We start from the raw sequence: 24690 nt of genomic DNA on the forward strand, positions 1-24690 counted from the left end.
CCTCGTCGATGGCCGCCTCCAGCGACGGCGCGTTCCCGGACTGGCCGGCCCCACCCTTGCCGGCGATACCCTCGACAGTGGCGTCGTCCGGGGCCGCCTCGGCCCCCGAGTCGTCGGCGTCGCTCCCGTGCATACGTATCCGTCAGACAGACGCATGATAAATCCTGTTGGTTTCGAGTGTCGACCGGACGGCCCGCCTCGGGGTCGTCGAGACCACGCGTCGTCGAGACCACGCGTCGTCGATACCGCGCGTCGTCGACACACAACGGTCGTGAGGCCTCACGTCGTCCGCGGAGCCATACCGGTCGCTCGCGCCGGATCGGCACCATTTAAGCCGCCGTCGGTCCGCTTTCGAGACGGATGAAACTACACGAACATCAAGCGAAGAGTATCTTCGCGGATGCCGGGATCCCGGTACCGGACTCCCGGCTCGCGACGACCGTCGAGGAGGCGCTCGACGCCGTCGACGAGATCGGCTATCCCGCCGCGATCAAGGCACAGGTCCACGTCGGGGGACGCGGCAAAGCGGGGGGGATCAAGATCGCGACCGATCGGGACGAGGCCGAACAGTACGCCGAGGCGATCCTCGGGATGGACCTGAAAGGCTACACCGTCGACCAGGTCCTCGTCGAGGCGGGCGTCGATTTCGTCGACGAACTGTACGTCGGCGTCACGATGGATCGCGGCGAGGGGAAGCCGGTCCTGATGGTGTCGACGGAGGGCGGCGTCGACATCGAGCAGGTCGCCGAGGAGACGCCGGACGCCATCGCGCGCGAGCACGTCGACCCCGCGTTCGGGCTCCACCCGTATCAGGCCCGGAAGGTCGTTTACGAGGCCGGCGTCGATGCCGACGTGGCGCTCGACGTGGCGTCGATCCTCTCGACGCTGTACGACCTGTACGAGGACAGCGACGCCTCCGAGATAGAAGTGAACCCCGTGATGATCACGAGCGAGCGCGACGTGGTCGCCGCCGACGCGGTGATGAACATCGACGAGGACGCGCTGTTCCGGCAGCCCGAGCTCGCGGACCTCGCCGAGGAGTCCTACGAGAACGACCTCGAACGCAAGGCAGGCGAGTACGGGTTCGACTACGTCCGGCTCTCGGGCAACGTCGGTATCATCGGTAACGGCGCGGGGCTGGTGATGACGACGCTCGATCTGGTCGATCACTACGGCGGTGCCCCCGCCAACTTCCTCGACATCGGCGGCGGCGCGAAGGCGGAGCGCGTCGCGAACGCGCTCGATATGGTGTTCTCCGATCCGAACGTCGACAGCGTCGTGTTCAATATCTTCGGGGGGATCACCCGTGGCGACGAGGTCGCGAAGGGGATCAACGAGGCCTTAGAGCGCTTCGACGAGATCCCGAAGAAGGTCGTCGTCCGGCTTGCCGGCACGAACGCCGAGGAAGGCATGGAGATCCTGAACACCGACCTCGTCGAGGTCGAAGAGACGCTGGAAGACGCGGTCCAGCGTGCGGTGAAGAACGCGGAAGAGGTGACCCAATGAGCGTATTCGTCGACGACGACACCAGAGTGGTGGTCCAGGGGATCACCGGCGGGGAAGGGAAGTTCCACGCCGAACAGATGATCGAGTACGGGACGAACGTGGTCGCCGGCGCGGTCCCCGGCAAGGGCGGACAGGAGGCAGCCGGTGTCCCCGTCTACGACACGGTCGACGAGGCCGTCGAAGTCGAGGACGCGGATGCGTCCGTGATCTTCGTGCCGCCGGCGTTCGCCGCGGACGCGATCTTCGAGGCGCTCGACACGGACCTCGATCTGGCCGTCGCCATTACCGAGGGGATCCCGACCCAGGACATGGCGAAGGTGAACAAGCGGCTCGGCGAGAGCGACACCCGGCTACTCGGTCCGAACTGCCCCGGCATCATCACGCCCGGCGAGGCCAAGCTGGGGATCCTGCCCGGCAACATCTTCGCCGACGGTAACGTCGGACTCGTCTCCCGCTCGGGGACGTTGACGTACCAGGTCGTCGACAACCTCACCGAGCGCGGAATCGGCCAGACGACCGCCATCGGTATCGGCGGCGACCCGATCATCGGGACTTCCTTCATCGACGCCCTGGAGGCGTTCGAGGCGGACGATGAGACGGACGCCGTCGTGATGTGCGGCGAGATCGGCGGCGAGGACGAGGAGCAGGCCGCTCGCTTCATCGGCGAGCACATGGACACGCCCGTTGCGGGGTTCATCGCGGGGCGCACCGCGCCGCCGGGCAAGCGCATGGGCCACGCCGGCGCGATCGTCTCCGGTTCGGGCACGGGCACCGCGCAGTCGAAGATCGACGCACTCAACGACGCTGGCGTCCCCGTCGGCGACACTCCCGAGGAGGTCGCCGACCACGTCGAAGGGTTCCTGTAGCCGGCCGGACCAGGGATCGGTACCTGATCCCTGCAACGCTCCCGGTACCCGAACGGCTTCTGTGACCCGCCCGGCTTGCTATCAGCTCTGATTATTCGGGAGGAACGTTAAAATAATGACACGGTAGTACAACATGTATGAATTCCAGTCCCGGAGACCGGGACCCCGGGATCGGAGACGGGAGTTCCGACAGGGTGGGCCCCGACGACGACCAGCCCGGATCGTGGGGGCGGGTGACGGAACGGACGGACGCGTCCGTGGACTGGTCGACGGCGGCAGCGTCGGACCGTGTGCTCGTCGTCGACGACGAGCCGGGGGCCGCCGACCTCGCCGCGACGTATCTCGAACGGCTCCTCGACGGTATCGAGACGACCACGGCGTCGTCACCCGAAGCGGCGATGGAGCGGCTACGGGACCACCCGGTCGACTGCGTCGTCAGCGACCACGACATGCCCGGTGCGACGGGACTCGACCTGCTCGCGGACGTCCGTTCCGAGATCGGCGACCTGCCGTTCATCCTGTTCACGGGAAAGGGAAGCGAGGAAATCGCGAGCGAGGCCATCTCGGCCGGCGTCACCGACTACCTCCAGAAGGGTGGTGGGGCCGACGGATACGAGATGCTGGCGAACCGCGTGAGCAACGCGCTCTCCCGACAGCGCGCCGAGGCCGACCTGCGAGCGATCAACTGCAAGGTCACCGCGATCCACGAGTTCGCGACCGAGGTTTCCACGGCTGAATCGGTCGACGCCGTCTTCGAGCGCGTCGTCGATGTCGCGGAACAGGTCCTCGAGTTCGACCGGTGTATCACGGCCCGCCGCGACGGTGAGTACGTTCATCCAGCCGCACTTTCGGAGGGCGTTACGGCCGACGAAGTCCGACGCTTCGAGCTCGGGGAAGGTATCGCCGGTCGGACCGCCGCCGAGGAGCGGACGTTCGTGATCGACGAGCTGGACCGGTCGTCCGACGCGGATCCGGTCGCCGACGACATCGGCTCGGCGATCAGCGTCCCGATCGGCGGTCACGGGATCCTGCAAGCGGTTTCCAGTTTCCCCGCCTCGTTCGACGAGACGGACGTGGAGTTCGCGGAACTGGTTGCGACACACGCCTGTGAGGCGATCGAGCAGATCGAGACCGAGAACGTGCTCCGCGCGGAGCGGGACCGATTGGCCGCGCTGTTCGACAACATGCCGCTCCCCATCGCTCGGATCGTCGTCGACGGCGACGACACGCAGCACCTCGACGAGACGAACGACGCGTTCGAAGCGACGTTCGGGTACTCGGCGGCGGACAGCGGATACGAAGAGACCCGTGAGGCGATCACTCCGGAAGACGCCGAGCGGGTCGGCCCCAACGTCCTCGAAGATGACGACCCGGTCCGCGTGGAAGTCCGGCGACGGACCGTCGACGGCGTGAGGGATTTCCTCCTCAACGGGATCCCGGTGAGCCGGTCCGAGGGGGGTATCGTCTACAGCGTGTATGCCGATATCAACGATCAAAAACGCGTCGAACGGACCCTGCGGGGGCTTCACGAGGCGACACGGGAGATGTTTCGCGGGGAGGACCGCGAGACGGTGGCTACCGTGGCTGCTCGCGCGGCGATCGATACGCTCGGGTTCCCGAACAGCGGTATCCGGTTGTACGACCCCGAGTCGGGAACACTCAAGCCGACCGCGATAACGGAGGAGGCGACCGATGCCATCGGGGAGCGCCCCCCGATCGGTCCCGGTGACGGGACGATCTGGGAAACGTTCGACCAGGGTGAAACGACGGTAGTCGACGACATCGACGAGTCGATCACCGAGATCGAGTACGGCGACCTCCGGAGCCTCCTCGTCGTTCCTCTCGGTGATCACGGGGTGATGCCGCTGGGCTCACGCGAGCGTGGCTTCTTCGACGAGCACGACGTACAACTCGCGAGGGTGCTGGCCGCGAACGTCGCCGTCGCGCTCGATCGCGCCGAGCGCACCGAACAGCTCCGGGAGCGTGACGCGGCACTCCAGCGCGAACTCGACCGTCACGAGAAGTTCGCCGCCGTGATCTCCCACGACCTCCGAAGCCCGCTTACGGTCGCGAGCGGTCGGGTCAAACTCCTCCGGGATCTGATCGATGAAGCCGACGACGACGCTCTCGCCGAGATCGAGCAGATCGAGGCCGCTCACGACCGGATGGCCGAGCTCATCGACGATGTCCTCACGCTCGCGCGTCAGGGGCGAACGGTCGATACTGCCGAGCCGGTCGATCTCGCAGCGGCCGCGAGAGAAGCGTGGGGAACCGTCAATACTGACGGGAGCGTCCTCGAAACCCCCGGATCCGACGTGACGATCGAAGCGGATCCGGAGCGACTCCGGACCTTATTCGAGAACCTGTTTCGGAACTCGGTTGAGCACGGCTCACGGGACGGCGGATCGGGCGTAAGCGAGGCGGCCGGAGTCACGGTGACGGTCGAAGCGCTCTCGGACGGGTTCTCCGTCAGCGACGACGGACCCGGATTCGACCGTGTCGACCCCAGCGAGGTGATGCAGCGTGGCGTTACCAGCACCGAGAGCGGATCCGGGTTCGGTCTGGCCATCGTTCGGGAGATCGCTGAGGCACACGGCTGGCGGACGACGGTCGCGGACGATGACGGTGCACGCTTCGAGTTCCGGTCCGAGGAGTGACGCCGAGGTCGGAACCGCTCGAAGCGTGAAACCGGGATCGGTCGTGCGCGCATTCCGCACACCCGGACCACGGTTATGCCGGTATCGCACGACCGATCGGTATGGACGACGACACCCGCGAGCGACTTGAGCCGCTTCCTCCAAGTGCCAAGCTGGTATACTACGTCCTCGACACGGAGGGTCGGTTCGACCAGACTGGACTGGCCGAGGAGACCCGACTGTCCACTCGAACGGTTCGGTTCGCGATCGAGAAGCTCGTCGATGTCGAGCTCGTCGAGGAGGGCCTCTGTCCCACGGACGCTCGACGATCGGTGTACCGAGCCGTCGACCCTGCCGGCTCGAACGCGGGCTCCGACTCGGACTCGGAGGCCGGCAGCGCGCACTCGGCAGTCGTCGCCGAGGACTAACGACAAAACACGACTCGGCGCATGAGCGTCGGACGTGTTCACGTCCCCGGGACCGTCGCCCTTTTGCCCGCCGGCCCGATAGAACGCGTAACCGATGGCGACGTACCACATCGAGACGTACGGCTGTACGTCGAACCGGGGTGAGAGCCGCGAGATCGAACGCGCCCTCCGCGACGGCGGCCACCGCCCGGCAGACGGGCCTGCCGACGCCGACGTCGCCATCCTCAACAGCTGTACGGTCGTCGAGAAGACGGAACGGAACATGCTCCGGCGCGCGGCCGAGCTCGACGAGGAGACCGCGGGCGACCTCGTCGTCACCGGCTGTATGGCGCTCGCACAGGGCGAGGAGTTCCGCGAAGCCGGCATCGACGCCGAGGTGCTCCACTGGGACGAGGTACCGGCCCACGTGCTCAACGGGGAGTGTCCGACACACACGCCCGATACGGAGCCGATCCTCGACGGCGTCGTCGGGATCCTCCCCATCGCTCGCGGCTGTATGAGCAACTGTTCGTACTGTATCACCAAGTTCGCGACCGGTCGCGTCGACTCCCCGCCGATCGAGGAGAACGTCGAGAAGGCCCGCGCGCTCGTCCACGCCGGCGCGAAGGAGATCCGTGTCACCGGACAGGACACCGGCGTCTACGGCTGGGACACCGGTGATCGGAAGCTGCCCGAGCTGCTCGACCGTATCTGCGACATCGACGGCGAGTTCCGCGTCCGCCTCGGGATGGCGAACCCCGGAGGGATCCACGGGATCCACGACGAGCTGGCGGACGTGTTCGCCCGCAACGAGAAGCTGTACGACTTCATCCATGCGCCCGTCCAGTCCGGCTCTGACGACGTGTTGGCCGACATGCGCCGTCAACATCGCGTCGAGAAGTTCCGCGAGGTCGTCGCGGCGTTCGAGGATCGGCTCGATCACTGGACGCTCTCGACCGACTTCATCGTCGGCTTCCCGACGGAGGACGACGAGGACCACGAACGGTCGATGAGGCTCCTCCGTGAGGTCCGTCCCGAGAAGATCAACGTCACTCGCTTCTCGAAGCGCCCCGGGACCGACGCGGCCGACATGAAGGGGCTCGGCGGCACGATAAAGAAGGAACGCTCGAAGACGATGTCGACACTGAAAATGGAGGTCGTCGGCGAGGCGTACGAGGCGATGGTAGGTGAGCGGTACGAAGTGCTCGTGGTCGAGGAAGGGACCGGCGATTCCGTGAAGTGTCGCGATCCCGCCTACCGGCAGGTGATCGTTCGAAACGCGAGCGATCGGGGGATCGATGTCGGTGATGTCCTCAACGTCGAAGTGACGAGCCACAACACGGTGTACGCGTTCGGCGAGCCGATCGACGAAGCCGATCCGGCGTCGGTCGAGCCCGCGAGCGTGGACTCGGTGTCTTCGCCGTAAGTCGCTCCTTGTGCGTCGCTCCCAACCAGCGACCCTCGGTCAGTACGACGCGGCGCGCTTGTCGAGACCCGCCTCCGCGATGTCCTCGCCGTCGACGGAGGTGCGGAGCGCGTCCATCCCGTCGTCGCGGTCGATCCCGAAGTTCGTCGCGTACAGCTGTTCTAACCGTTCGTACTCGGCGTCCGTGATCGCCGGAACGTCGCTCGCTGCGCTCCACTCGGCGATATCGGAAGCGTCCCGGAACGTGGGGGTGACCGAGGCGACCTCGTCGTGTGCGAGCAGCCAGCGGATCGCGGCCTGGCTCAGTGTTCGGGCCCCCTCGACCCCGTCCGGGTCTTCGAGGAAGCGGATCGCCTCCACCTTCTCCCAGCCCGCCTCGTACCACTCCTTCGGCCGGTGTGAACGGTGGTCGCCGTCCTCGAGGACGGTGTCGGGCGTGACCTGCTCGTTGAGCAGTCCCGAGGAGTGCGGCACGCGCGCGATAACCGACGTCTCCGAGCCGGTCTCCCGGATCGTGTCGATGAAGTGACGACCCGGCTCCTGTTCGAAGAGGTTGAAGACGGTCTGGACCGCGTCGAACTCGTCGTACTCGACGGCGGCGTCGCCCTCGGCGAGCCAGCCGATCGAGGGACCGAGCGCCCAGCCGAGCGCCCGGACACGCCCCTCCGCCTTCCACTCGCGGAGGAGGTCACGAACCTCGGGCGTCACCTCGCTCACGTTCGCGTTGTGGAGCTGGAGAACGTCGACGTAGTCGGTATCGAGCCGGTCGAGCGAGGCGGAGAGCGCCTCGCGAAGGTACTCCTCGTTCAGCTCTTTCGGGAGCTCGCCGTGGCCGGCCTGCGGGTTGTCGTAGAAGTCGTACCCGACCTTCGTCGACAGCGTCACCTCGTCGCGGCGGCCCGCGATCGCTTCGCCGACGATCCGCTCGCTGTCGCCGTGGCCGTACACGTCGCCGGTGTCGATGTACGTGACGCCCGCGTCGAGCGCGGTCTCGACCATTTCGACGGCCTGTTCGTCCGAGCGGTCCCCCCACCAGTCGGTGCCGACGACCCACGCGCCGAAGCCGACTTCCGAGACCTCGACGCCGGAGCTTCCGAGTTCGCGGTACTGCATGCGTCTCGGTTAGTGATGGGTACACTTATCCGGCGCGGTCGACTTCGATGACCGGCGATCCCCCGCGGACGGATACGGGCGACGACGCACAACCGAATCCCTTTGTGGATCGGCATCGAACGTTCGACGATGACAAAGCGACACGTGTCCCTACCGGACGCCACGGAGGCGTCGGTGCAAGCGTTCGTCGACGAGGTGGACGAGCGACTCGCCTCCGAGGAGGACACCTGTGAGGTCGTTCGGGACACGCTGATCGACTTACACGGCGACCGCGACCGCTGGGAGGCGTGGCAGAACGGTGCCGATGTCTCGAAGGCGGAACGGGTCCGTCTACAGGGGTACGACCCGTGTAACGCTACGCTGGAGTCGGAGTATTACGCCGAGAAGGACGAGGACCGCTTCCAGCGCTCGAAACACCTCCAGTGGCTCTGGCGACAGTTCGACGCCACGCCGATGGCCGACAACGTCGAGTTCGCGCTCCGGTTCCGCCAGATGCTCGGAAACCACCTGTTCGCCGAGTGCGGCGACGACTGTCGGTTCTTCAAAGGGATCTCCGTCACGTACGGTCACAACATCGAAGTCGGCGACAACGTCGTGATCCACGACGACGTCCACCTCGACGACCGTGGAAAGCTGACGATCGGCGACCGGGCGTCGATCTCCGACGGCGTCCATCTGTACAGCCACGACCACGACCTCGTCGACCAGACGACGGTCCGCAACTACCACACGATCGTGGGTGACGACGCCCGCGTGACCTACGACGCGATGGTCCGTGCCGGCTGCCGTGTCGGCGAGAACAGCGTCGTCGGTGCGCGGGCTGTCGTCCAGGGTGATGTCCCGGACCATCACGTCGTCGTCGGGACACCGGCACGAAGTATCCGCGTGAAACCCGGCTGGGAGGACGTCGCCGAGGAGTTGGAGGACGGTCGACTCGTCAACCGCGGCGACCAGCGCGAACTGGAGTACGAGCTCGACGACGAGCTCGAACGTTTCGACGAGTTCCAGCGCGACCTCCAGCCATCCGGAGCGTCGAAGTAACCGAACCGCCGGATCGTGCCCCGTGCCGTCGCCGTCAACGTCGCCGCCAACACGAACGAGCCGGGGTTCCGTGGCCCCGTCTACCCGGACGGATCGTTCGCCTACGTCCCGATCCCGGAGTCGGCGGAGACGCTCCCGCGCGAGCGCTATCCCGTTGACGAACCGCTACCGACGTACGCCGACCTCGACCTCCCGTTTTCGCTCCCCGACGACCTCTACGGGACACCGGTCCACATGGATCCGGAGTTCGCAACCGTCCACGGGCGGGACGCTGCAACGTACGGGGATCCGTACGCGATCAAGTCGGGACCGATCGCGACGCTCGAACCGGACGACTGGCTGTTGTTTTACGCGACGCTGACGCTCCGGCCCGCGGGCTGGGACGGACCGGTCGGCGACGGGTGCTCCGCGACGCCGGAGCCCGGAGCCGTCGACGACGACCTCGCTCCCGAGTGGGGTGCGTACCTGTTCGCCGGCCTCCGCGTCGATCGCGTGCTCGACGGACCGGATCGCACGGAAGCCAGCGATCTCGTCTCGACCAACGCCCACCTCAAACGCGACCCGTTCGACGCGCGGGTCGTCGTCGACGGCGACCCCGACGCGTCCGGGCTCTTCGACCGAGTGGTCCCGTTGAGCGCCCCGGAAGGGGGCGCGACGGCGAACCGTCTGGTCACCGATCTATCGAGCGATTCGGGGAACGGACCGTGGTGGCGGCGGCCGATGCGGTTCGACGAGGCGGCGACGGAGACGCTCCTCGGTCGGATCGACGTCGCCTGAGGCGTCCGTCGACCGCCGTGATGTCGACTCTCGACCCGCTACTCGTAGTCCTCGTAGGTCGGCCGTCCCGATTCCGGCGGGAACTCCTCGACCGGTGCGGTCGTCTCGTCCCCGCTCGCCATGTCCTTTACCGTCACCTCGCCGTTCGCGAGGTCTCGTTCTCCGACGACGATCACCGTCTCGGCGTTGATCGAGTCGGCGTAGCCGAGCTGTGCACCGAACGAGCGGTCGGCGACGTCGCCCTCGACGACGTGTCCGAGATCGCGGAGCCCGGACGCGATCTCCGCGGCTTTGGCGCGCGTCTCACCGACTGACAGCACGTAGTAGTCCGTCGACAGCGACTCCTCCGGCCAGACGCCGGCGCGCTGACACAGCAGCTGGAGCGGAGCGTGACCGGGCGCGACCCCCACTGCGGGGGTGGGCTGACCGTCGAAGCTCTCGATCAGGTCGTCGTAGCGCCCGCCGCCGAAGACGGAGCGAGACACCTCTCCGGTGGAGTCGAAACACTCGAACACGACGCCGGTGTAGTAGTCCAGTCCCCGAGCGGTCGTCAGCGACACGTCACAGAACTCGCCCGCGCCGAGATCGTCGGCCGCGGCGAGCACGTTCCTGAGGTTTTCGACGGCCCCCTCGACGTCCGCACCGCCCGCCTCGGCGACCGCGTCGAGGTCGTCGACCGTTTCGACATCCGTGATGAGGTCGTCGAACTCGCGGGCGGTCGCGCGGTCGAGCCCGGCGTCCGAAAGGAGCCCGAAGTACTCGCCGTCGTCGACCTTCGCGCGTTTGTCGACCGCGCGGATCGCGGCCTCGGTGTCGACCGTCTCCGGGTCGGCTGCCAGCGAGCGGACTAGCCCGCCGAGAATGTCTCGGTGTGAGACGCGGAACTCGAAGTCGTCGGCGGTGAGTCCCAGGTCGGTCAGGGCGTCGGCGGCGACCGCGAGCACCTCGGCATCGGCTTCGGGGGCCGACGAACCGAAGATATCGATGTTCGTCTGATAGAACTCCCGGAACCGGCCCTGCTGGACCTGCTCGTAGCGCCAGAACGGTCGGGTCGACATCCACTTGATCGGTTTCGATAGCTCTTGACCCTTCGCGACGACCATCCGGGCGACCGTCGGCGTCAGTTCAGGCGTGAGCGACACTTCCCGCCCTCCCTTGTCCTCGAAGGCGTACAGCTCGTCGACGATCTCCTCCCCGGACTTGTCGACGTACATCTCCGTCCGTTCGAGCGCCGGGGTCGCGATCTCGCGGAAGCCGTACCGTCCGGCGGCGTCTTCGATCGCGTCGGTGACTTGCCGGCGGGCCGACTGCTCCCCGGGGTAAAAATCGCGGAACCCCTTGAGTCCGTCGTACATGGAGACGACTTCGGCGAGCGGCCGCTTGAAACCATCCTTTCGGGAGCGTCCTCACCCCCGCTCGGCCGCGCCCCCCGTCTCAATCACTCCGGCCGCGAACGTATGTCTGGTCGTGTGCGGGGAACACGTCGGCGACCGTTTTCTCGCCGTGTTCCTCGGCGATGAGCGCGCGAAGCTCGTCCTCGTAGTCGGCTTTCGGGACCTCCTCGCTCGGTCCCTGTTCGACCTCGAACGTCGCCTCGACGAGGCGGTCGACCGCGTGTCGCCCGAACCCCGAGAGCGGCGAGATGTAGTCCACGCCGTGGCGGTCCTCCAAGCTCTGTGCCTGCGCTCTGGAGACGGTCGGAACCCGGTCGTCGCGCCGGCTCCCGTCGGCGATCGCGTCGACGTCGTGTTCGGCGATCGTCTCCAACGCGTGCTCGTGGACGCGCTGGATCCCGTTTCTGGGGTAGCCGTCGTCGAGCATTCGCTCGGCGGCCTCCTCGGCGACCGCACGGTCGAGTGCGACGCGCTCGAACGGGAAGCCGAGCTCGGTCGCGGCCCGCTCGGCGTGCTCCCAGTCGTCGGTGAGCCCGAAGCTCCCCGTGACACACCGGACGTCGTAGAACCGATCGAGCAGGGTGGCGGCGAGCGAGGAGTCTTTCCCCCCGCTGTACAGAAGCGCGAGCTCCATCTACCGCCGCCGGATGTCGAAGCTCTGCTGTTCGGGCTGGAGTTCCTTCAACAGGTCACGCATCTGGTCCTCGTCGATACGGCCCTGAACGCGGCCGCTCTGTGCGAGCGCCGCGACTTGCTGTTTGACCTGCTTTGCGAACTCGGGTTTCGACATCTCGACCGCGTTGAGTCGTTGGCGCGCGCCGTCAGTGAGGTACTGTTTGAGGACGGCCTCCTGCTGGGCCTCTGCGCGCTGTTGGGCCTCCTCGCGAGCCTCGGCGTCGCCGTCTCCCTGCTGGCGCTCGCGGAGCTCTTCCATCTTCTTTTCGCGCAGTTCTTCGAGTCGTTCGTCGTCGGGGTTCCCGCTCATACACACGCGTTCTCGTCCCGGGCGAAAAACGATTTCGGAGGGGAAGGGTCGAATACGGAGGTCGGGAGCCACGCTCCGGGCTGTTTAAACGGCGCAGCGTCGTAGCGTGTGCCATGAGCGAGTCGCGGAAGTTCTGCCCCCGGTGTGGCGACGCCGTCCCGGAGCGTCGCGACACTCTTCCGGGGGATCCGGGCGGTCGGGACGCGCTGTTGTGTGACGACTGCTACTTCGCGAAGTTCGAGCTCGTCGACGCGCCGGACCGGATCGAGGTGCTCGTCTGCTCGGGCTGTGGGGCGGTCCGCCGCGGCGACTCTTGGCGTGACGTTGGAGCGCGCGATTACACCGATATCGCCGTCGACGAGGTCGCTGAGGCGCTCGGGGTCCACGTCGACGTGGAGGACGTGGAGTGGGGCGTCGAGCCCGAACAAGTCGACGAGAACACGATCCGGATGCACTGCCGGTTCTCGGGCGTTGTCCGCGGGACACTTCGGTCGGCCGAGGTGACGGTCCCGGTCAAGATATCGCGGGGGACCTGTGACCGCTGTGGCCGGATCGCCGGCGGCTACTACGCGGGGGTCGTCCAGGTGCGCGCGGACGGGCGGGACCTGCGACCCGAAGAGCGCGCGGAGGCGCTCGAGATCGCCGAGTCGTACGTCGCCGATCAGGAGGCGAAAGGCGACCGGGAGGCGTTCATCACCGAGGTGAAATCCACCGACGACGGGCCGAACGTGAAGCTCTCCTCGAACCGGCTCGCCAAGAACGTCGCGGGACGGATCACGGAGGCGCTCGGCGGCAGCTACGAGTCGTATCCGACGCTCGTCACCGAGGACGGCGACGGTAACGAGGTGTACCGGGTGACGTTCGCGGTTCGGCTCCCACGGTACGCCGTCGGCGAGATCCTCGACCCCGAAGACGGCGACGGCCCCGTACTCGTCACGGGCGTCTCAGGCCGTCTTCGAGGGGTTCGACTCGCGAACGGCGACCCGTACAGCGCCCCGTTCGAGGAGGGCGCATCTCCGGATGCGACGCGGCTCGGGAGCCGCGAGGACGCCGCCGAGACGACCGTCGTGACGGTCGAAGACGAGCACGCGATACAGGTCCTCGACCCGGAGACGTACGAGGCACGGACCGTCTCGAACCCCTCGTTCGTCGACGACGACGCCGAGACCGTCTTGGCGTTCGAGCACGGCGGCGATATCCACCTCGTTCCTCGGGACGAGGGCGGAGAGTAAGAGCGCGATCGGCTCTGAGGTGGCGAGTAGTGTCTCGGCGAGGGCCGTCGCTCTCGGCGGTCACTAGCGGGGAAATCGAGAGGCGAACGAGGATCTAGAACGCAGGTGATCCGATCGTCGTTCGGGGCTGGCCTGTCGGTCAGTCGGCGCGAGCGGTGTGGTCGCCGGCCGAGACGGCCGCGCGCTCGGACTCCGTGACCTCGATACCGCGGCGTTCGAGTTGGCGGACGAACTCGTCCTCGCTGAGCCCTGCTTGCGCCGCCGCCTGCGAGAGCGTCAGCGTTCGCGCACCGTACAGCGTCAGCGCACTCGACAGCCCGTTCGTTGCCATATCCACCTATCCTCCATGAACGGTTATGAACCTTACTAATTCATTCAGGACCATGAAACACCTTATACGATAATATGTAACATACAGCAAGCAGGGACGATATAATGACGCCGGCCGATCCAAGCGTCGGGCTTCACGACGATTGGTAGTTGGCGGACCACGAAGGTCGGGACTCGGGGTGGACCCGCAGGAATTATGAGTCCTTATAGCCCACGTCCGGTATGGACAGACAGCAGATAATCGCCCTGTTGTTCGCGTTTCTCATGGTGAGCTCCATGGTCGCGTGGGGCGTTAGCATCATCTGACACACCGAGACGGTCTCTCGCGTCTCCGGTGCCCCTCCCCCGTCGTTAGCCGTCGCCCCAGACGTCCGAGAGTGGATGGTTCTTTTTCGGGTCGGTGTCGGTCCCGGACCGTTTCCGGTTGCCGCCCGACGTGTTGCCGCCACCACCGCTCGACGAGGACGGCTCTGACCGGGATCCGGCGTCGCTGCCCGATCCGCCTGTCGACATCGACCGGTCCCGACGACCTTCCCTCCCCCGTCCTGCACGCCCCGGTCCGGACGGCTCGGCGTCGATCCCCCCGAGCGCGGCGGCGGGATCGAACTCGGGGAGCGTCGGCGTCGTCATCGCGTCGATCTGGTCGCGGAACCATGGAGGCGTGTCGGTGGCCGCCCGGTCGAACAAGTCGAGTAGCGAGTCGTCCGCGAGGTACGTTGCCCCGTAGTCGTCGGGTGCACGCACGACGCGTCCGCACGCTTGGATGACGGTCCGCAACGCGGTCCGATGATACCATGCCCACTGATCGTCGGCCAGGCGCCGGGCGACCCGGGAGTCGTTCGTGTTTCGGTACGGTGCCTTACACACGACCTGCCAGCGGCAGAGGTCGTCGCGGAGGTCCAATGCCTCCTCCATCTTCACCGAGACGAACACGTCCGGGTCCGCGCTCGCCTTCCACGCCTCCAGCTCCGCGTCGCGGTTCGACCGGTCGTGGCGACGGACCCGAGCGGCGACCCCGAACTCCCCGAGGCGCTCGGCGAGTCGTCCGGCGATGTCGTAGGAATGTGCGTGTATCAGCCCCTTCTCGTCGGGGTGATTCGCCATCAGTCGGACGATCAGCCGGGCGATCTTCGGTACCGTCTCGTCACGGTGTTCGTACGTCATCGGGCCCTGTGTCACGTCGTACAGCGGTCGGTTCTCCAGCGGAAACGTGTGTTCGACGTCGACGAGCGCCACGTTCGACGGATCGAGCCCGACACCCCGACAGAACGCCTCCTTCGAGAGGATCGTAGCGGACAACAGCGCGAATCGGTTTCCACGCTCCCAGACCGTGTGTGTGAGGTAACGGGCCGGATCGAGGGGTTTGATCGCGATCGGCGAGCCGTCGCCGTCCGGCTGATCGACGACCCACGTCGTGGGCGAGTCGGGGTCCCGGTAGTCCTCGAGGAACCAGCCGAGCTCGGAGCGAAGCTCCTGTAACCGGTCCCGTCGAGCGACCTCCTCGCGGCTCAGCTCCGGCCGACCGACGAGCTCGTCTTTCGCTCGCTCCGTGACCCCTCGAAGCGTCTCGACGAACCGGGCGGTGCGGTCGAGCACGTCCTCGTCGCCGCGAGTGTCGGCCGTGACGTCCGGCACGCCGACCTCGTCCCAGACGGGGACGCGCTCGGGGGAGAGCTCGATGGTCGCGTACATCTCCGCCCACTCGGCGAGCCCGTGGGCCTCGTCGATCACGACGACATCGCGCTTCCGAAACACCTCCGAGCCGGCGGTACGCATGAAGTACGCGAGCGTCATCGCGGCGTACCGGTTTCCGGAGGCGATCGCCCGGTCGGAGAAATACGGACACCGGTGTTTGATCGAACAGTCGAATCCCTGTTGTCTGGCACACGGCGCACGCGTGACCGGCGTGTCGTGTTCGCCGGGGAGGACACAGTCGTAGTTCGACTTCCCGCGGATCACCGCGAAGTCGTCGAGCAGGTCGTCCCGCTCGACGTCGTCGATCTGTGACACCTGCGGAGTGGTGTAGTACGCTCCGGTCGCTTCGTTCGGCGCGGTCTCCTCGACCGTCGCCGACGCACCCATAATGGCGCGCGCGAGCAGCGACTTGCCGCTGCCGGTCGGGGCGCGCACCAAGACGACGTCGTTGCCGGCATCGAACGCGTCGCGGATGTCGGCGAGCGCCTGCTCCTGTGTCCCGCGGAACGTCGGGGCCGGGAACTCGGCAGGGATCCGGTGGGGGTCCACACACCTCCCTCGCGCGCTCCCGGAATTAAACCCTCGGAGTGGGGCGCACCTCGGAGCAATCCGAGCGAGTCACGTATCGCGTCGGTCCGGGGAGTCGCCGGTCTCGCCGTCGCCGTCGTCGCTGTCCTCACCGCCGTCGCTCTCGCTTCGCGCCGCTCCCTGCACCGAGCTTCGGGCTCGGTCGCCACCGTCCTGATCCACCCCGAGAAGCCGGTTCGCAACGGTTTCGAGCGCGAGGAGGGTCGTACTAACGTACAGTCCGGCCAAGAAGACGAGCCCCGCGATGACCCGCTCGCGGGCCACCGCGTTCGTCGGATCTCCGGACATCGCGGGTTCCGTTCCAAATCCGAGAAACGCGAACGCGAGGAGGTAGACGCCGGCGACGAGCGGGAGTGCGGCGACCGTGCGGCTGAACACTTTGAGCCGATACCGACCGTGTTCGTCGAAGCGCCGAGCGAACGTCGTGAACGCGTACACGGTCGCGCCGAGGAAGCCGAAGAGGTACACGTACGGCGGGATCGTCGTTTCTACGTCGGGCAGCGACACGGGCACGGTCTCGTCGAGGAAGGCGGGAAACCCCGCCGTCGAGACCGCGACCGAGAGCAGGGTCGCGACGATGAGCCCCCAGTACAACGTCCGTCCGGCTCGCGTTGCGTACCAGTCGGAGCGGTCGGGGGCATATTCGTTTGACATGTTTGGAGGTATAAACAAATCGAATATAAAACTACGTGTCGACCAGTTGTTATCGCTCGGTCGAGGCCGAGCGAACGGCCGGACCGATGGGTCGCCGACGGGGACGTGGAGGGATCCCGTACCGGCGGCGACATCGGTGCCCCGGATTCGGCATCCGTGACCGTCCGACGCCGCGACAACGGGCTCTCGGAAACCAGGAATGCGGACTCCAAGGGGCTGAGTGGTGGGGTAGAAGCGCTCGGATCCCGGAAACAAACGAACAACCACCGGATCGTTTATGATGGTTCGGGGGTTCGCAGTCGGTATGAGTTGGCAGGAGGCCGAACGCGAGTTCGTGGACGACGTCGTCGCCCGCGAGACGCTCCCCGAGACGTTCGAGCGGTCCGCCGAGCGGAACGCGGACCGGATCGCCCAGCAGTATAAAGGTGGGATCTACGACCGTTCGCTCGTCACCGAGGGAGTCGTCGATCCGGCCCCCGAAGGGGCGTACGCCGACCTCACGTACGCCGAGACCCGGTCCATCATCAGACGCCTCGCCGCCGGGTTCCGCGAGGTAGGTGTCGACGACGACACCCGGGTCGCGATCTACGCGGGAACCCGTATGGAGTGGGCACAGGCGGACTTCGCGGCGCTCTCGGCCGGTGCGGTCGTCACGACCGTCTACGCCTCCTCCTCGCCCGACCAGCTCCGGTACCTCCTCGAGGACCCGGAAGCGACCGTCGTCGTCGCCGAGAACCGAACGCTCCTCGACGAGATCATCGCGGTCCGTGATGACCTCGACCACGCGTTAGACGCGATCGTCACGATGGACGACGTCGACACCGATGGACTGGACACTACCGAATCCGATCTCGTGTACACGCTCGGGGACGTCCACGCACTCGGCGATGACGCCTTCGACGCGGACGCCTACGAGTCTTGGCTCGACGCGACCGCGATGGACGACCTCGCAAGCCTCATCTACACCTCGGGTACCACCGGACAGCCAAAAGGCGTCCGGCTCACCCACGCCAACTTCCGCACGAACGTCAACCAGTGTTACAAGCGGTTCGGCGACCGCCCGGACCGTGACCCCGACGCGCCGGGGATCTCGACGGAGACGACGACGCTGTCGTTCCTCCCGCTGGCACACGTCTTCGAGCGGATGGCCGGTCACTACATGATGTTCGCGGCGGGGGCCACGGTCGGATACGCCGAGAGCCCCGACACGCTGCGCGACGACTTCCAGCTGGTCCGGCCGACGACGACCACGAGCGTCCCGCGAGTGTACGAGAAGCTCTACGACGCGATCCGTGAACAGGCGTCCGAGTCGGGCGTGAAACAGCGGATCTTCGAGTGGGCGGTCGAGGTCGGCCAAACCCACCACGAGACGGCGAACCCGGGGACGATCCTCGACGCGAAGCGATCCCTCGCCGACAAACTCGTCTTCTCCTCGGTCCGCGAGGCGATCGGCGGCAACGTCGACTTCTTCATCTCCGGGGGTGGGTCGCTGTCGGCGGAGCTGTGCGCGCTGTATCACGCCATGGACCTCCCCATCCTGGAAGGGTACGGGCTCACGGAGACCTCGCCCGTGATCAGCGTCAACCCGCCAGAGGAACCGAAGGTCGGGACGATCGGGCCCCCAGTGGTCGACACCGAGGTCGCGATCGACGGCGGAATGGTCGGCGAGGAAGTCGCGGGCATCCCTGGGGATGTCGGCGAGTTACTCGTTCGCGGCCCGCAGGTCGCCGACGGCTACTGGAACCGGCCGGACGCGAGCGCGGACGCGTTCACCCCCGCGGACGCACTCCCGGGCGACGCCGTTACGGCGGGGACGCCTCCGTCCGACCGCGAGGGCGACCCGGACGATCCGTGGTTCCGTACCGGCGACATCGTCCAGCTGCGTCCCGACGGCTACATCGCGTTCCGCGAGCGCGCCAAACAGCTGCTCGTGTTGTCGACCGGGAAGAACGTCGCGCCCGGCCCGATCGAGGACCGCTTCGCCGCCAACGAGTTCGTCGAACAGTGCGTCGTCCTCGGTGACTCGCGGAAGTTCGTCTCGGCGCTGTTAGTCCCCAACTTCGAGCGGGTCGCCTCGTGGGCGGAGACGCGGGGGATCGACCTCCCGGAGGAGCGAAAGGCGATCTGCCGTGACGATCGAGTCCGTGATCGGTTCCAGGAGGAGGTCGATCGCGTGAACGAGGAGTTCGAACCCTACGAGCGGATCAAGAAGTTCCGGCTCGTTCCCGAGGAGTTCTCCGAGGAAAACGACCTCCTCACGCCGACGATGAAGAAGAAGCGACGGAACATCCTCGATCGGTTCGCCGACGACGTCGAGATGATCTACGAGGAGTAGCCGACGCGAGCGGACGAACGCGTCGCTCTCGGTCCGTCGGAAGCGTGGTGGCTCGGTCGGAACTGATCGTCACACGGGGCTCAGTGGGGGTAACATCTCGTCATTGCCACCACGACCTCAGTATTCCGCTGAAGGTTATAAACCACGTGGACCGAACGTTCATGCCGCTCGCCGACGAGCGCGGCGTATGGGTAGCGCGGTGTCACTTTCAGAGCCCCGGGTTCTCGCACATGCGAAACACCGTCTCTTTCCGGATATCGACGGATCGAACGCGTACGCCGTCACGGACACGCAGTTCGCGACCGACGAGTGGCTCTCGGACCGACCGATCGACGAGGAGCTCCGGTCGCGGCTCACCCCGTTCAATCACGTTCGGGTCGGCAGCGGCTACCCGGACCTCGTCGGCGTCGGCGCTCTCGAGTCCGATCTCCTCGCCGTCGACCGGCTCGGCGACGATCCGCCTCTCGTTGCCGTCGAAGCGAAGGGCCACACCGCGACCGCGGCCGCCGACGTCGAGCGCGGCGTCATCCAGGCGTACGACCGGCTCCACGAGGCGAACGCGGCGTACGTGGCCGCGCCCGTCGACGCCGTCTCGCAGTCGGACCGCACGCTCGCACGCGAGCTCAACGTCGGCGTCCTCGGTGTCCACGAGGACGGTGGCGTCGCCGCGCTTGAGGTCCCCCGCGTGGTCGGAAATCGGACGTCGAACGAGGCGGCGGCGATCCGGTTCCAAGCGACCGCACAGGGGGTCGCCGAGAAATCGTTCGGGCTGAACCATCCGAAGAACTACCTCGGCTACGCGCTCGCGCTGTACCATCCGGCGGACACCCGTGACGTACTCACGACGCACGTCGTCGGTGCGGTCGACGGCGCGAAACGCGGGGCGTCGTTCCTCGGTCTGGTCGATGAGCGACCCGATCGAGCGGTGTTGACCCCGCTCGGCGAGGAGGTCGTCCGGTTCGCGGTGAACCGATACGCGTCCGTCGAGACGGCACTCGAGGCGTTCGACGACTGGAAGCGCTCGCGGAAGCGGTTCATCACGGTCGCCCCACAGTGGGGGTTGCTGACGCGCCGGGTGCTCTGGCAGTACCCGGCGACACAGCTGCTCGTCGAGGAGCTCCAGACGATGTTCGACGACGGGATCGCCGCGCCGTCGCTCGTCGACCTCGTCGAGTGGCTCCACGTCCACCACCCGACGTTCACCGTCGAGCTGTTCATCCGCGGAACGGGGGGCGTGCGCGAGCGTGTGCTCGACGCGGACGGGGAACTACGAAGGAGCGAGCTCGCCGACGGGGCGGTGTTCCACTCGCCGACCGTCTTCCAGCTGAAAGCGATGCTGTACCACGCCGGGGTGGTGGCCGAGCGCGGCGCGGAACCCCACCGACTCGACCCGACGACTGACTCGTGGGCGTTGCGGGAGCCGCTTCACGCTCGGTGAGCGTGTACGTGGACCCCGACAGCGGGCATCCATCAACGAACTCCGTTGACCCGCTGAGACGGGCTTAGTTCGACTCCGGCCCCTCCGCTCTCGGCAACGCGATCACGGGGAGCTCGGCCTCCGTCACCAGTCGTAACGAGAGGTCGCCGGACAGGAACTGCATGAGGCGGTTCCCCTCACGCGCTCGGTACGCGATCGCGGTCGCATCGATCCCGTCGGCCGCGGAAAATATCGCTTCGACCACGTCGTCGCCGTACGTGAGGTGGTCGTCGGCGTCCGGAAAACGCTCGCGGAACGCGTCGAACGACTCCGCGGCCATCTCTTCGGAGTAGGAGGCCGGGATCTTGTCCGGTGCTCCCGTGGTCGTTTGGACGACGTAAACGACTGTAACGTGCGCTGGAGAGTGTCGTCGTAATTCGGCCGCAGTTACCCGTGCGTCCTTTCGGTTGGCGACTGGAACGAGAACGTGGTCGAGCAGGTCCGACGCCCCATCCCCGTGATTCGTTGCCATACCTACACGTCCGCGATCGACCGTAATGAAGCTGTGCGACGCTTACATTCGAGGCGGCCACACGACGGACACGTTACCCTCGCTACTGGCATCCCACGCACCATCGCTGGCGTCGAACAGTGGATCGGATCACCAGTGTGATCGAGGCGATCCGCAAGACGATTAACAGCCGTCGCCCACCCGACGAGCGACTCGCGAGCGGTCCGCACGGATCCGGTCCGCCAGCGACGCGATCGACGCCAACACTGGGTGCTGCGGACCGTCCATCGGATCGTACAGGTATTCGCGGAACGTCGGGTCGGACTCGTCGCCGGCTCCCTCAATGACCATCGGTGGGTTTCGGAGCGCGGCCTGTCGATCGGCCGCCGCGTCGTCACACCGGCGTTCGAGACCACCCAGCCGTTCCCAGACGTCTATCGAGGCGTCGACGCGGGACCCCCTCGGGATCCCGTCGAGATGCTCGTTCAGCCGACTCCGCTGTCGGTCGATCTCGGTGAGTGTCGTCTCCACGTCGGCGAGGTCGTCGAGCTCCTCGTCGATGGCGTCGGCGAGCGACGTTCGGGCCCGTGCGGCCTGTTGTCCCCGGTCGACGAGCGTCGACTGCAACGCCGGAGAGAGCGTCCCGTTGGTCGCCAGCGACGTCGTCGTGTCGGGGCCGAGCTCGGCCGCGAGGCTCTCCGCGACGCTCTCGTCGTACTCCTGGGTGTAGTGCGGGAGCGACATCACGGTGTCTCGGTAGGTATTCAGCACGTTCCGCAGTCTGATGTCACCGGGTGCCCTCGCGCTTCCGGTCCGGTGAGCGCCGATCACCGGACCGTCGAAACCGCCTCCAGCCGTGTCGACCGGAGCGGGATCGAGCCCGGAGACGCGCTCGGCGAACTCCTCGAACGCGTCCCGCTCGTCGATCACGCGGCGTCGCTCGCGCCGGCAACACGCTTTCGCGTCCCTGACGTACGCGAACGCGACGAAGGCGACGAGCCCGGCGATGACGACCGCGGTGACGACTCCCGGTTCGGTCGCCATCGCCGTCAGCTCACACGAGAGGCTGGTACAGTCGGCCCCGAGCGAGGCCTCGCTCGGGAGCCGAAACGTCACGTCCGCCCCCCGGTTCACACTCATATAGTTCGTTAACAGTGTGCACACTCAAAACCGTTTTGGCCCGCGTCCGGCGCGAACGCCCCGGGATCACGGAAGGAAAAGCGGCCTCCACCGAGGGGCCCCTGTGCCGAGAGACGGCCGTCGGAACCGTCGATCCGTCCGACCGGAACGGTTTTGCGGATCGCCGCCCGGATCCGACCGTGCCGACGCTGCTTGACGACCTGTCGGGGTTCGAGTTCGAGGAGCTGATGGTGGCGGTGTTCCGCCATCAGGGGTACGCGAACGTCCGCCAAGCGGTCCGGACCGCCGACGAGGGACGCGACGTGACGATGGTCGACGATTCCGGGCCCGGAGCACCGGTCGGCGTCGTCGTCGAGTGCAAACACACCGACACGGTCGGACGGCCGGTCGTCCAGAAGCTCCACTCCGCGGTCGGAACCTACGACTACGACGGTCCGGTTCGCGGGATGGTGGCGACGACCGGGCGGTTCACCGGGCCGGCTGAGGAGTACGCGGAACGGGTTTCTTCGGCCCCTGACGACGTCGACATCGACCTCCTCGACGGGCGACGACTCCGCGAGATCGGCGAGTCGATCGGGATGGACCTGTACAGCGGCCGGATCGAGGTGTTGTGTGACGAGGCGCTTCCACCGCCGGAGGACGTCGACGACGCCGTCGCCGAACGCGACGCGGCCGCCGCGTCCGTCGAGAACCTCTCCCCGGATACCCTCCCCGAGCCGACCGCGCGGCTGTCGTTCGCCCCGTGCCTCCTCGTCGAGACGGAGGTGGACGCGACGTTCGAGACGAGCGTCGGCGTGATCCACTCCGTCTTCGAGCGCGAGCGACTCGCGGTCTCGGCCGACCGGGACGGGCCGTCGCTACTGTCGGGGGACGTCGCCCGACTCGTCGCCGACGGATCGAACGGACGCACTCCGCTGCCACGGGACCGCTTCGACGACCAGGGCGACCTCGAGATCACGAATGCCGACGAGACTCCCCTCGGGACACCCGGCGACGGGAGCGGTCACCGGTCGGACGGGAGCCCCGATAGCCCGGTCGACCCGCGATTCGACGCCGTCGAAGTCCAACGCTTCGGTCGGACCGAGTCCGAGTACGTCGACTGGGTGACCGAGCGACAGCGCGACCGACACGAGCGGACGGTCCGGTACACGGGGGACAACAACGTCACCTACACGAAGACCTGTACGCCCCGTGCGTCCGACGTTCGAGTGCTTGCCGTCGACCCCGTGTACCGCCCGGAGGCGACGACGACGACCGAGCTGGGCGAGTACGAGTACGACCACACGTTCGTCACGAACGGCGACAGGCGCGTGACGCTGCACGACGAGTTCGGGACCTGCGTCAACTGTGAGACAGCGGGGGAGAACGGCGGGATCGAACCGGACGAACCGATCACCTACTGTGCGAACTGCGGGAGCCTCAACTGCGACGACCACGTCCGTGAAGAGCGGCTCGTCGGCGAACCAGTGTGTACCGGATGCTCGACGACCGGCGAGTTCTTCTTCGCGACGAAACACTTCTACGACGAGGCCAACCGCGCGGCGTTCGCCGCGGAGTACGAGGCGATGCCGTTCTACCGGAAACCGCTCGAGAACCCGAAGCTAACCGTGGCGGTCGCGGTAGGCGTGGTGGTGTTGCTCCTACTGCTGCTCGCCGCGATCTGATCCGTCGACGTCGCGTCGGCCGGACCGGTCGCTCGATAGGCGTCCGACGGCGGTTCGATCGACCGCCGCAGCCGACACCGATTTGCCGTCACCCGACGAACATCGAGCGTGACCGCTCGAACGCCCGGGATCCACCACGTGACGGGTATCGTCGGGGACGCGGACGCTGCCGTCGGCTTTTACGCGGGAGCGCTGGGACTCCGCCTGCTCCGAACGACGGTGAACTACGAGGACGTCCTCCAGCACCACCTCTATTTCGGGGCCGGTGCCGGCCGCCCCGGGTCCGTGCTCACCGTCTTCCCGGACCCCACGGGGGACCCGGGACGGATCGGGAAACCGAGCTACGAAACCGTCTCGCTCGCGGTGCCGCCGGGGTCGCTGGAGCACTGGCGGGAACGGCTGGCGGCCCGAGGGATCGACGCGACGGAACCCGACGCCGAGGAACGGTTCGGCGATCGGGTCCTGCGGACGACCGACCCCGCGGGGACCCCGGTCGAACTGGTCGAATCCGCGGATGCGGGCGATCAGTGGACCGGCGGGCCAGTCCCGGAGTCGATGGCGATCCGGGGAATAGACGGAGCGACTGGCCTCCCCGCGGACCCGTACGGTGCGGCGAGCGTCCTCGAAACCCTCGGGTTCGAGTACGAGGCGGAACGGGACGACCGGATCCGCTACCGTGCGCCGGGCGAGCGGGCGACGCGGATCGACCTGCTGGACCGCGACGCGCCCTACGTTCGCGAGGGCCCAGGGACCCTTCATCACGTCGCGGTCCGGGTTCCGGACCGCGAGGCGCTGCTCGACTGGCACACGCTGTTCCGCGAGCGCGAGCGGGGGTTCGACGTCTCCCGGGTGAAAGACCGCCACTTCTTCCACTCGCTGTACGTCCGCGGACCTGGCGGCCTGCTCGTCGAGCTCGCCACGGAGTCGCCGACGCCGGAGGGACCGTCCGGGCCCGGGCTTGCCGACCCGGCGA

General features: G+C 67.0%; 21 protein-coding genes. 12 read left to right on the plus strand and 9 right to left on the minus strand.

The genetic code is table 11. From position 1 onward, the window contains the following. The first annotated feature begins 360 nt into the window (after positions 1 to 360). From sucC to ACFQEU_RS02215, 5 genes are all read left to right on the plus strand, one after another. A complete protein-coding gene (sucC, locus tag ACFQEU_RS02195) occupies positions 361 to 1506 on the plus strand; it encodes an ADP-forming succinate--CoA ligase subunit beta (protein ID WP_379778803.1) in 1146 nt (381 codons plus the stop codon). Then, positions 1503 to 2372 carry a succinate--CoA ligase subunit alpha gene (sucD, locus tag ACFQEU_RS02200; protein WP_379778805.1) on the plus strand — a complete coding sequence of 290 codons (870 nt, stop codon included), beginning with the start codon at positions 1503 to 1505 and terminating at the stop codon, positions 2370 to 2372. Before sucC ends, sucD begins: the two co-directional genes overlap by 4 nt. A 137-nt stretch (positions 2373 to 2509) precedes the next feature. Continuing rightward, positions 2510 to 5029, plus strand: a complete 2520-nt coding sequence (locus ACFQEU_RS02205; protein WP_379778808.1) for a hybrid sensor histidine kinase/response regulator — start codon at positions 2510 to 2512, stop codon at positions 5027 to 5029. 101 nt (positions 5030 to 5130) lie between these two features. Next, entirely contained in the window at positions 5131 to 5436 is a 306-nt protein-coding gene (locus ACFQEU_RS02210; protein WP_379778811.1) for an ArsR family transcriptional regulator, read from the plus strand. A 94-nt stretch (positions 5437 to 5530) separates the two neighbouring features. Then, on the plus strand, positions 5531 to 6841 hold the full coding sequence (locus ACFQEU_RS02215) for a tRNA (N(6)-L-threonylcarbamoyladenosine(37)-C(2))-methylthiotransferase (RefSeq protein WP_379778814.1): 1311 nt from the start codon (positions 5531 to 5533) through the stop codon (positions 6839 to 6841). A gap of 39 nt (positions 6842 to 6880) precedes the next feature. Here the strand turns inward: ACFQEU_RS02215 and ACFQEU_RS02220 are convergent, their stop codons facing one another. Continuing rightward, positions 6881 to 7954: an aldo/keto reductase gene (locus ACFQEU_RS02220; protein WP_379778817.1), complete on the minus strand. Its 1074-nt coding sequence runs from the start codon at positions 7952 to 7954 to the stop codon at positions 6881 to 6883. Positions 7955 to 8083: 129 nt separating this feature from the next. Between ACFQEU_RS02220 and ACFQEU_RS02225 the strand changes: the two genes are divergently transcribed. Further along, entirely contained in the window at positions 8084 to 8995 is a 912-nt protein-coding gene (locus ACFQEU_RS02225) for an acyltransferase (protein WP_379778820.1), read from the plus strand. A 15-nt stretch (positions 8996 to 9010) separates the two neighbouring features. Further along, positions 9011 to 9772 carry an Nmad3 family putative nucleotide modification protein gene (locus ACFQEU_RS02230; RefSeq protein WP_379778823.1) on the plus strand — a complete coding sequence of 254 codons (762 nt, stop codon included), beginning with the start codon at positions 9011 to 9013 and terminating at the stop codon, positions 9770 to 9772. Between the two features lie 38 nt (positions 9773 to 9810). Here ACFQEU_RS02230 and hisS read toward each other — a convergent pair whose 3' ends face one another. The 3 genes from hisS to ACFQEU_RS02245 all read right to left on the minus strand — a co-directional run bounded on the left by hisS (position 9811) and on the right by ACFQEU_RS02245 (position 12151). After that, positions 9811 to 11127, minus strand: coding sequence for a histidine--tRNA ligase (hisS, locus tag ACFQEU_RS02235; protein WP_379778826.1), 1317 nt, complete (start codon positions 11125 to 11127; stop codon positions 9811 to 9813). A gap of 79 nt (positions 11128 to 11206) precedes the next feature. Further along, complete coding sequence (locus ACFQEU_RS02240; protein WP_379778829.1) at positions 11207 to 11800, minus strand: DUF7411 family protein; 594 nt, start codon at positions 11798 to 11800, stop codon at positions 11207 to 11209. Then, a complete protein-coding gene (locus tag ACFQEU_RS02245; RefSeq protein ID WP_379778832.1) occupies positions 11801 to 12151 on the minus strand; it encodes a DNA-binding protein in 351 nt (116 codons plus the stop codon). A 113-nt stretch (positions 12152 to 12264) separates the two neighbouring features. Here ACFQEU_RS02245 and ACFQEU_RS02250 point away from each other — a divergent pair, with 113 nt between their 5' ends. Further along, a complete protein-coding gene (locus ACFQEU_RS02250) occupies positions 12265 to 13383 on the plus strand; it encodes a 60S ribosomal export protein NMD3 (protein WP_379778835.1) in 1119 nt (372 codons plus the stop codon). 139 nt (positions 13384 to 13522) lie between these two features. Here ACFQEU_RS02250 and ACFQEU_RS02255 read toward each other — a convergent pair whose 3' ends face one another. From ACFQEU_RS02255 to ACFQEU_RS02265, 3 genes are all read right to left on the minus strand, one after another. Then, positions 13523 to 13714: a DUF7317 family protein gene (locus ACFQEU_RS02255; RefSeq protein WP_379778838.1), complete on the minus strand. Its 192-nt coding sequence runs from the start codon at positions 13712 to 13714 to the stop codon at positions 13523 to 13525. Positions 13715 to 14064: 350 nt separating this feature from the next. Further along, positions 14065 to 15957 carry a helicase C-terminal domain-containing protein gene (locus tag ACFQEU_RS02260; RefSeq protein WP_379778841.1) on the minus strand — a complete coding sequence of 631 codons (1893 nt, stop codon included), beginning with the start codon at positions 15955 to 15957 and terminating at the stop codon, positions 14065 to 14067. Between the two features lie 69 nt (positions 15958 to 16026). Then, a complete protein-coding gene (locus tag ACFQEU_RS02265) occupies positions 16027 to 16650 on the minus strand; it encodes a hypothetical protein (protein ID WP_379778843.1) in 624 nt (207 codons plus the stop codon). Positions 16651 to 16954: 304 nt separating this feature from the next. Here ACFQEU_RS02265 and ACFQEU_RS02270 point away from each other — a divergent pair, with 304 nt between their 5' ends. Beyond that, the gene (locus ACFQEU_RS02270; RefSeq protein WP_379778846.1) at positions 16955 to 18985 is read left to right on the plus strand and encodes an AMP-dependent synthetase/ligase; all 2031 of its coding nucleotides are present in this window, start codon (positions 16955 to 16957) and stop codon (positions 18983 to 18985) included. 187 nt (positions 18986 to 19172) lie between these two features. After that, on the plus strand, positions 19173 to 20423 hold the full coding sequence (locus ACFQEU_RS02275; RefSeq protein ID WP_379778849.1) for a hypothetical protein: 1251 nt from the start codon (positions 19173 to 19175) through the stop codon (positions 20421 to 20423). A gap of 64 nt (positions 20424 to 20487) precedes the next feature. Here the strand turns inward: ACFQEU_RS02275 and ACFQEU_RS02280 are convergent, their stop codons facing one another. Beyond that, positions 20488 to 20934 (minus strand): universal stress protein, encoded by a 447-nt coding sequence (locus ACFQEU_RS02280; RefSeq protein WP_379778852.1) that lies wholly within the window; start codon positions 20932 to 20934, stop codon positions 20488 to 20490. Positions 20935 to 21096: 162 nt separating this feature from the next. Then, complete coding sequence (locus ACFQEU_RS02285; protein ID WP_379778855.1) at positions 21097 to 22053, minus strand: DUF7260 family protein; 957 nt, start codon at positions 22051 to 22053, stop codon at positions 21097 to 21099. Positions 22054 to 22232: 179 nt separating this feature from the next. On the opposite strand from ACFQEU_RS02285, the gene ACFQEU_RS02290 reads away from it, so the two are divergent. Continuing rightward, complete coding sequence (locus ACFQEU_RS02290; protein WP_379778858.1) at positions 22233 to 23717, plus strand: restriction endonuclease; 1485 nt, start codon at positions 22233 to 22235, stop codon at positions 23715 to 23717. Positions 23718 to 23825: 108 nt separating this feature from the next. Further along, on the plus strand, positions 23826 to 24690 hold an 865-nt coding region (locus ACFQEU_RS02295), incomplete at its 3' end, for a VOC family protein (RefSeq protein ID WP_379778861.1).

The organism is Halorubrum tibetense (assembly GCF_042661865.1).
Lineage (GTDB): Archaea > Halobacteriota > Halobacteria > Halobacteriales > Haloferacaceae > Halorubrum > Halorubrum tibetense.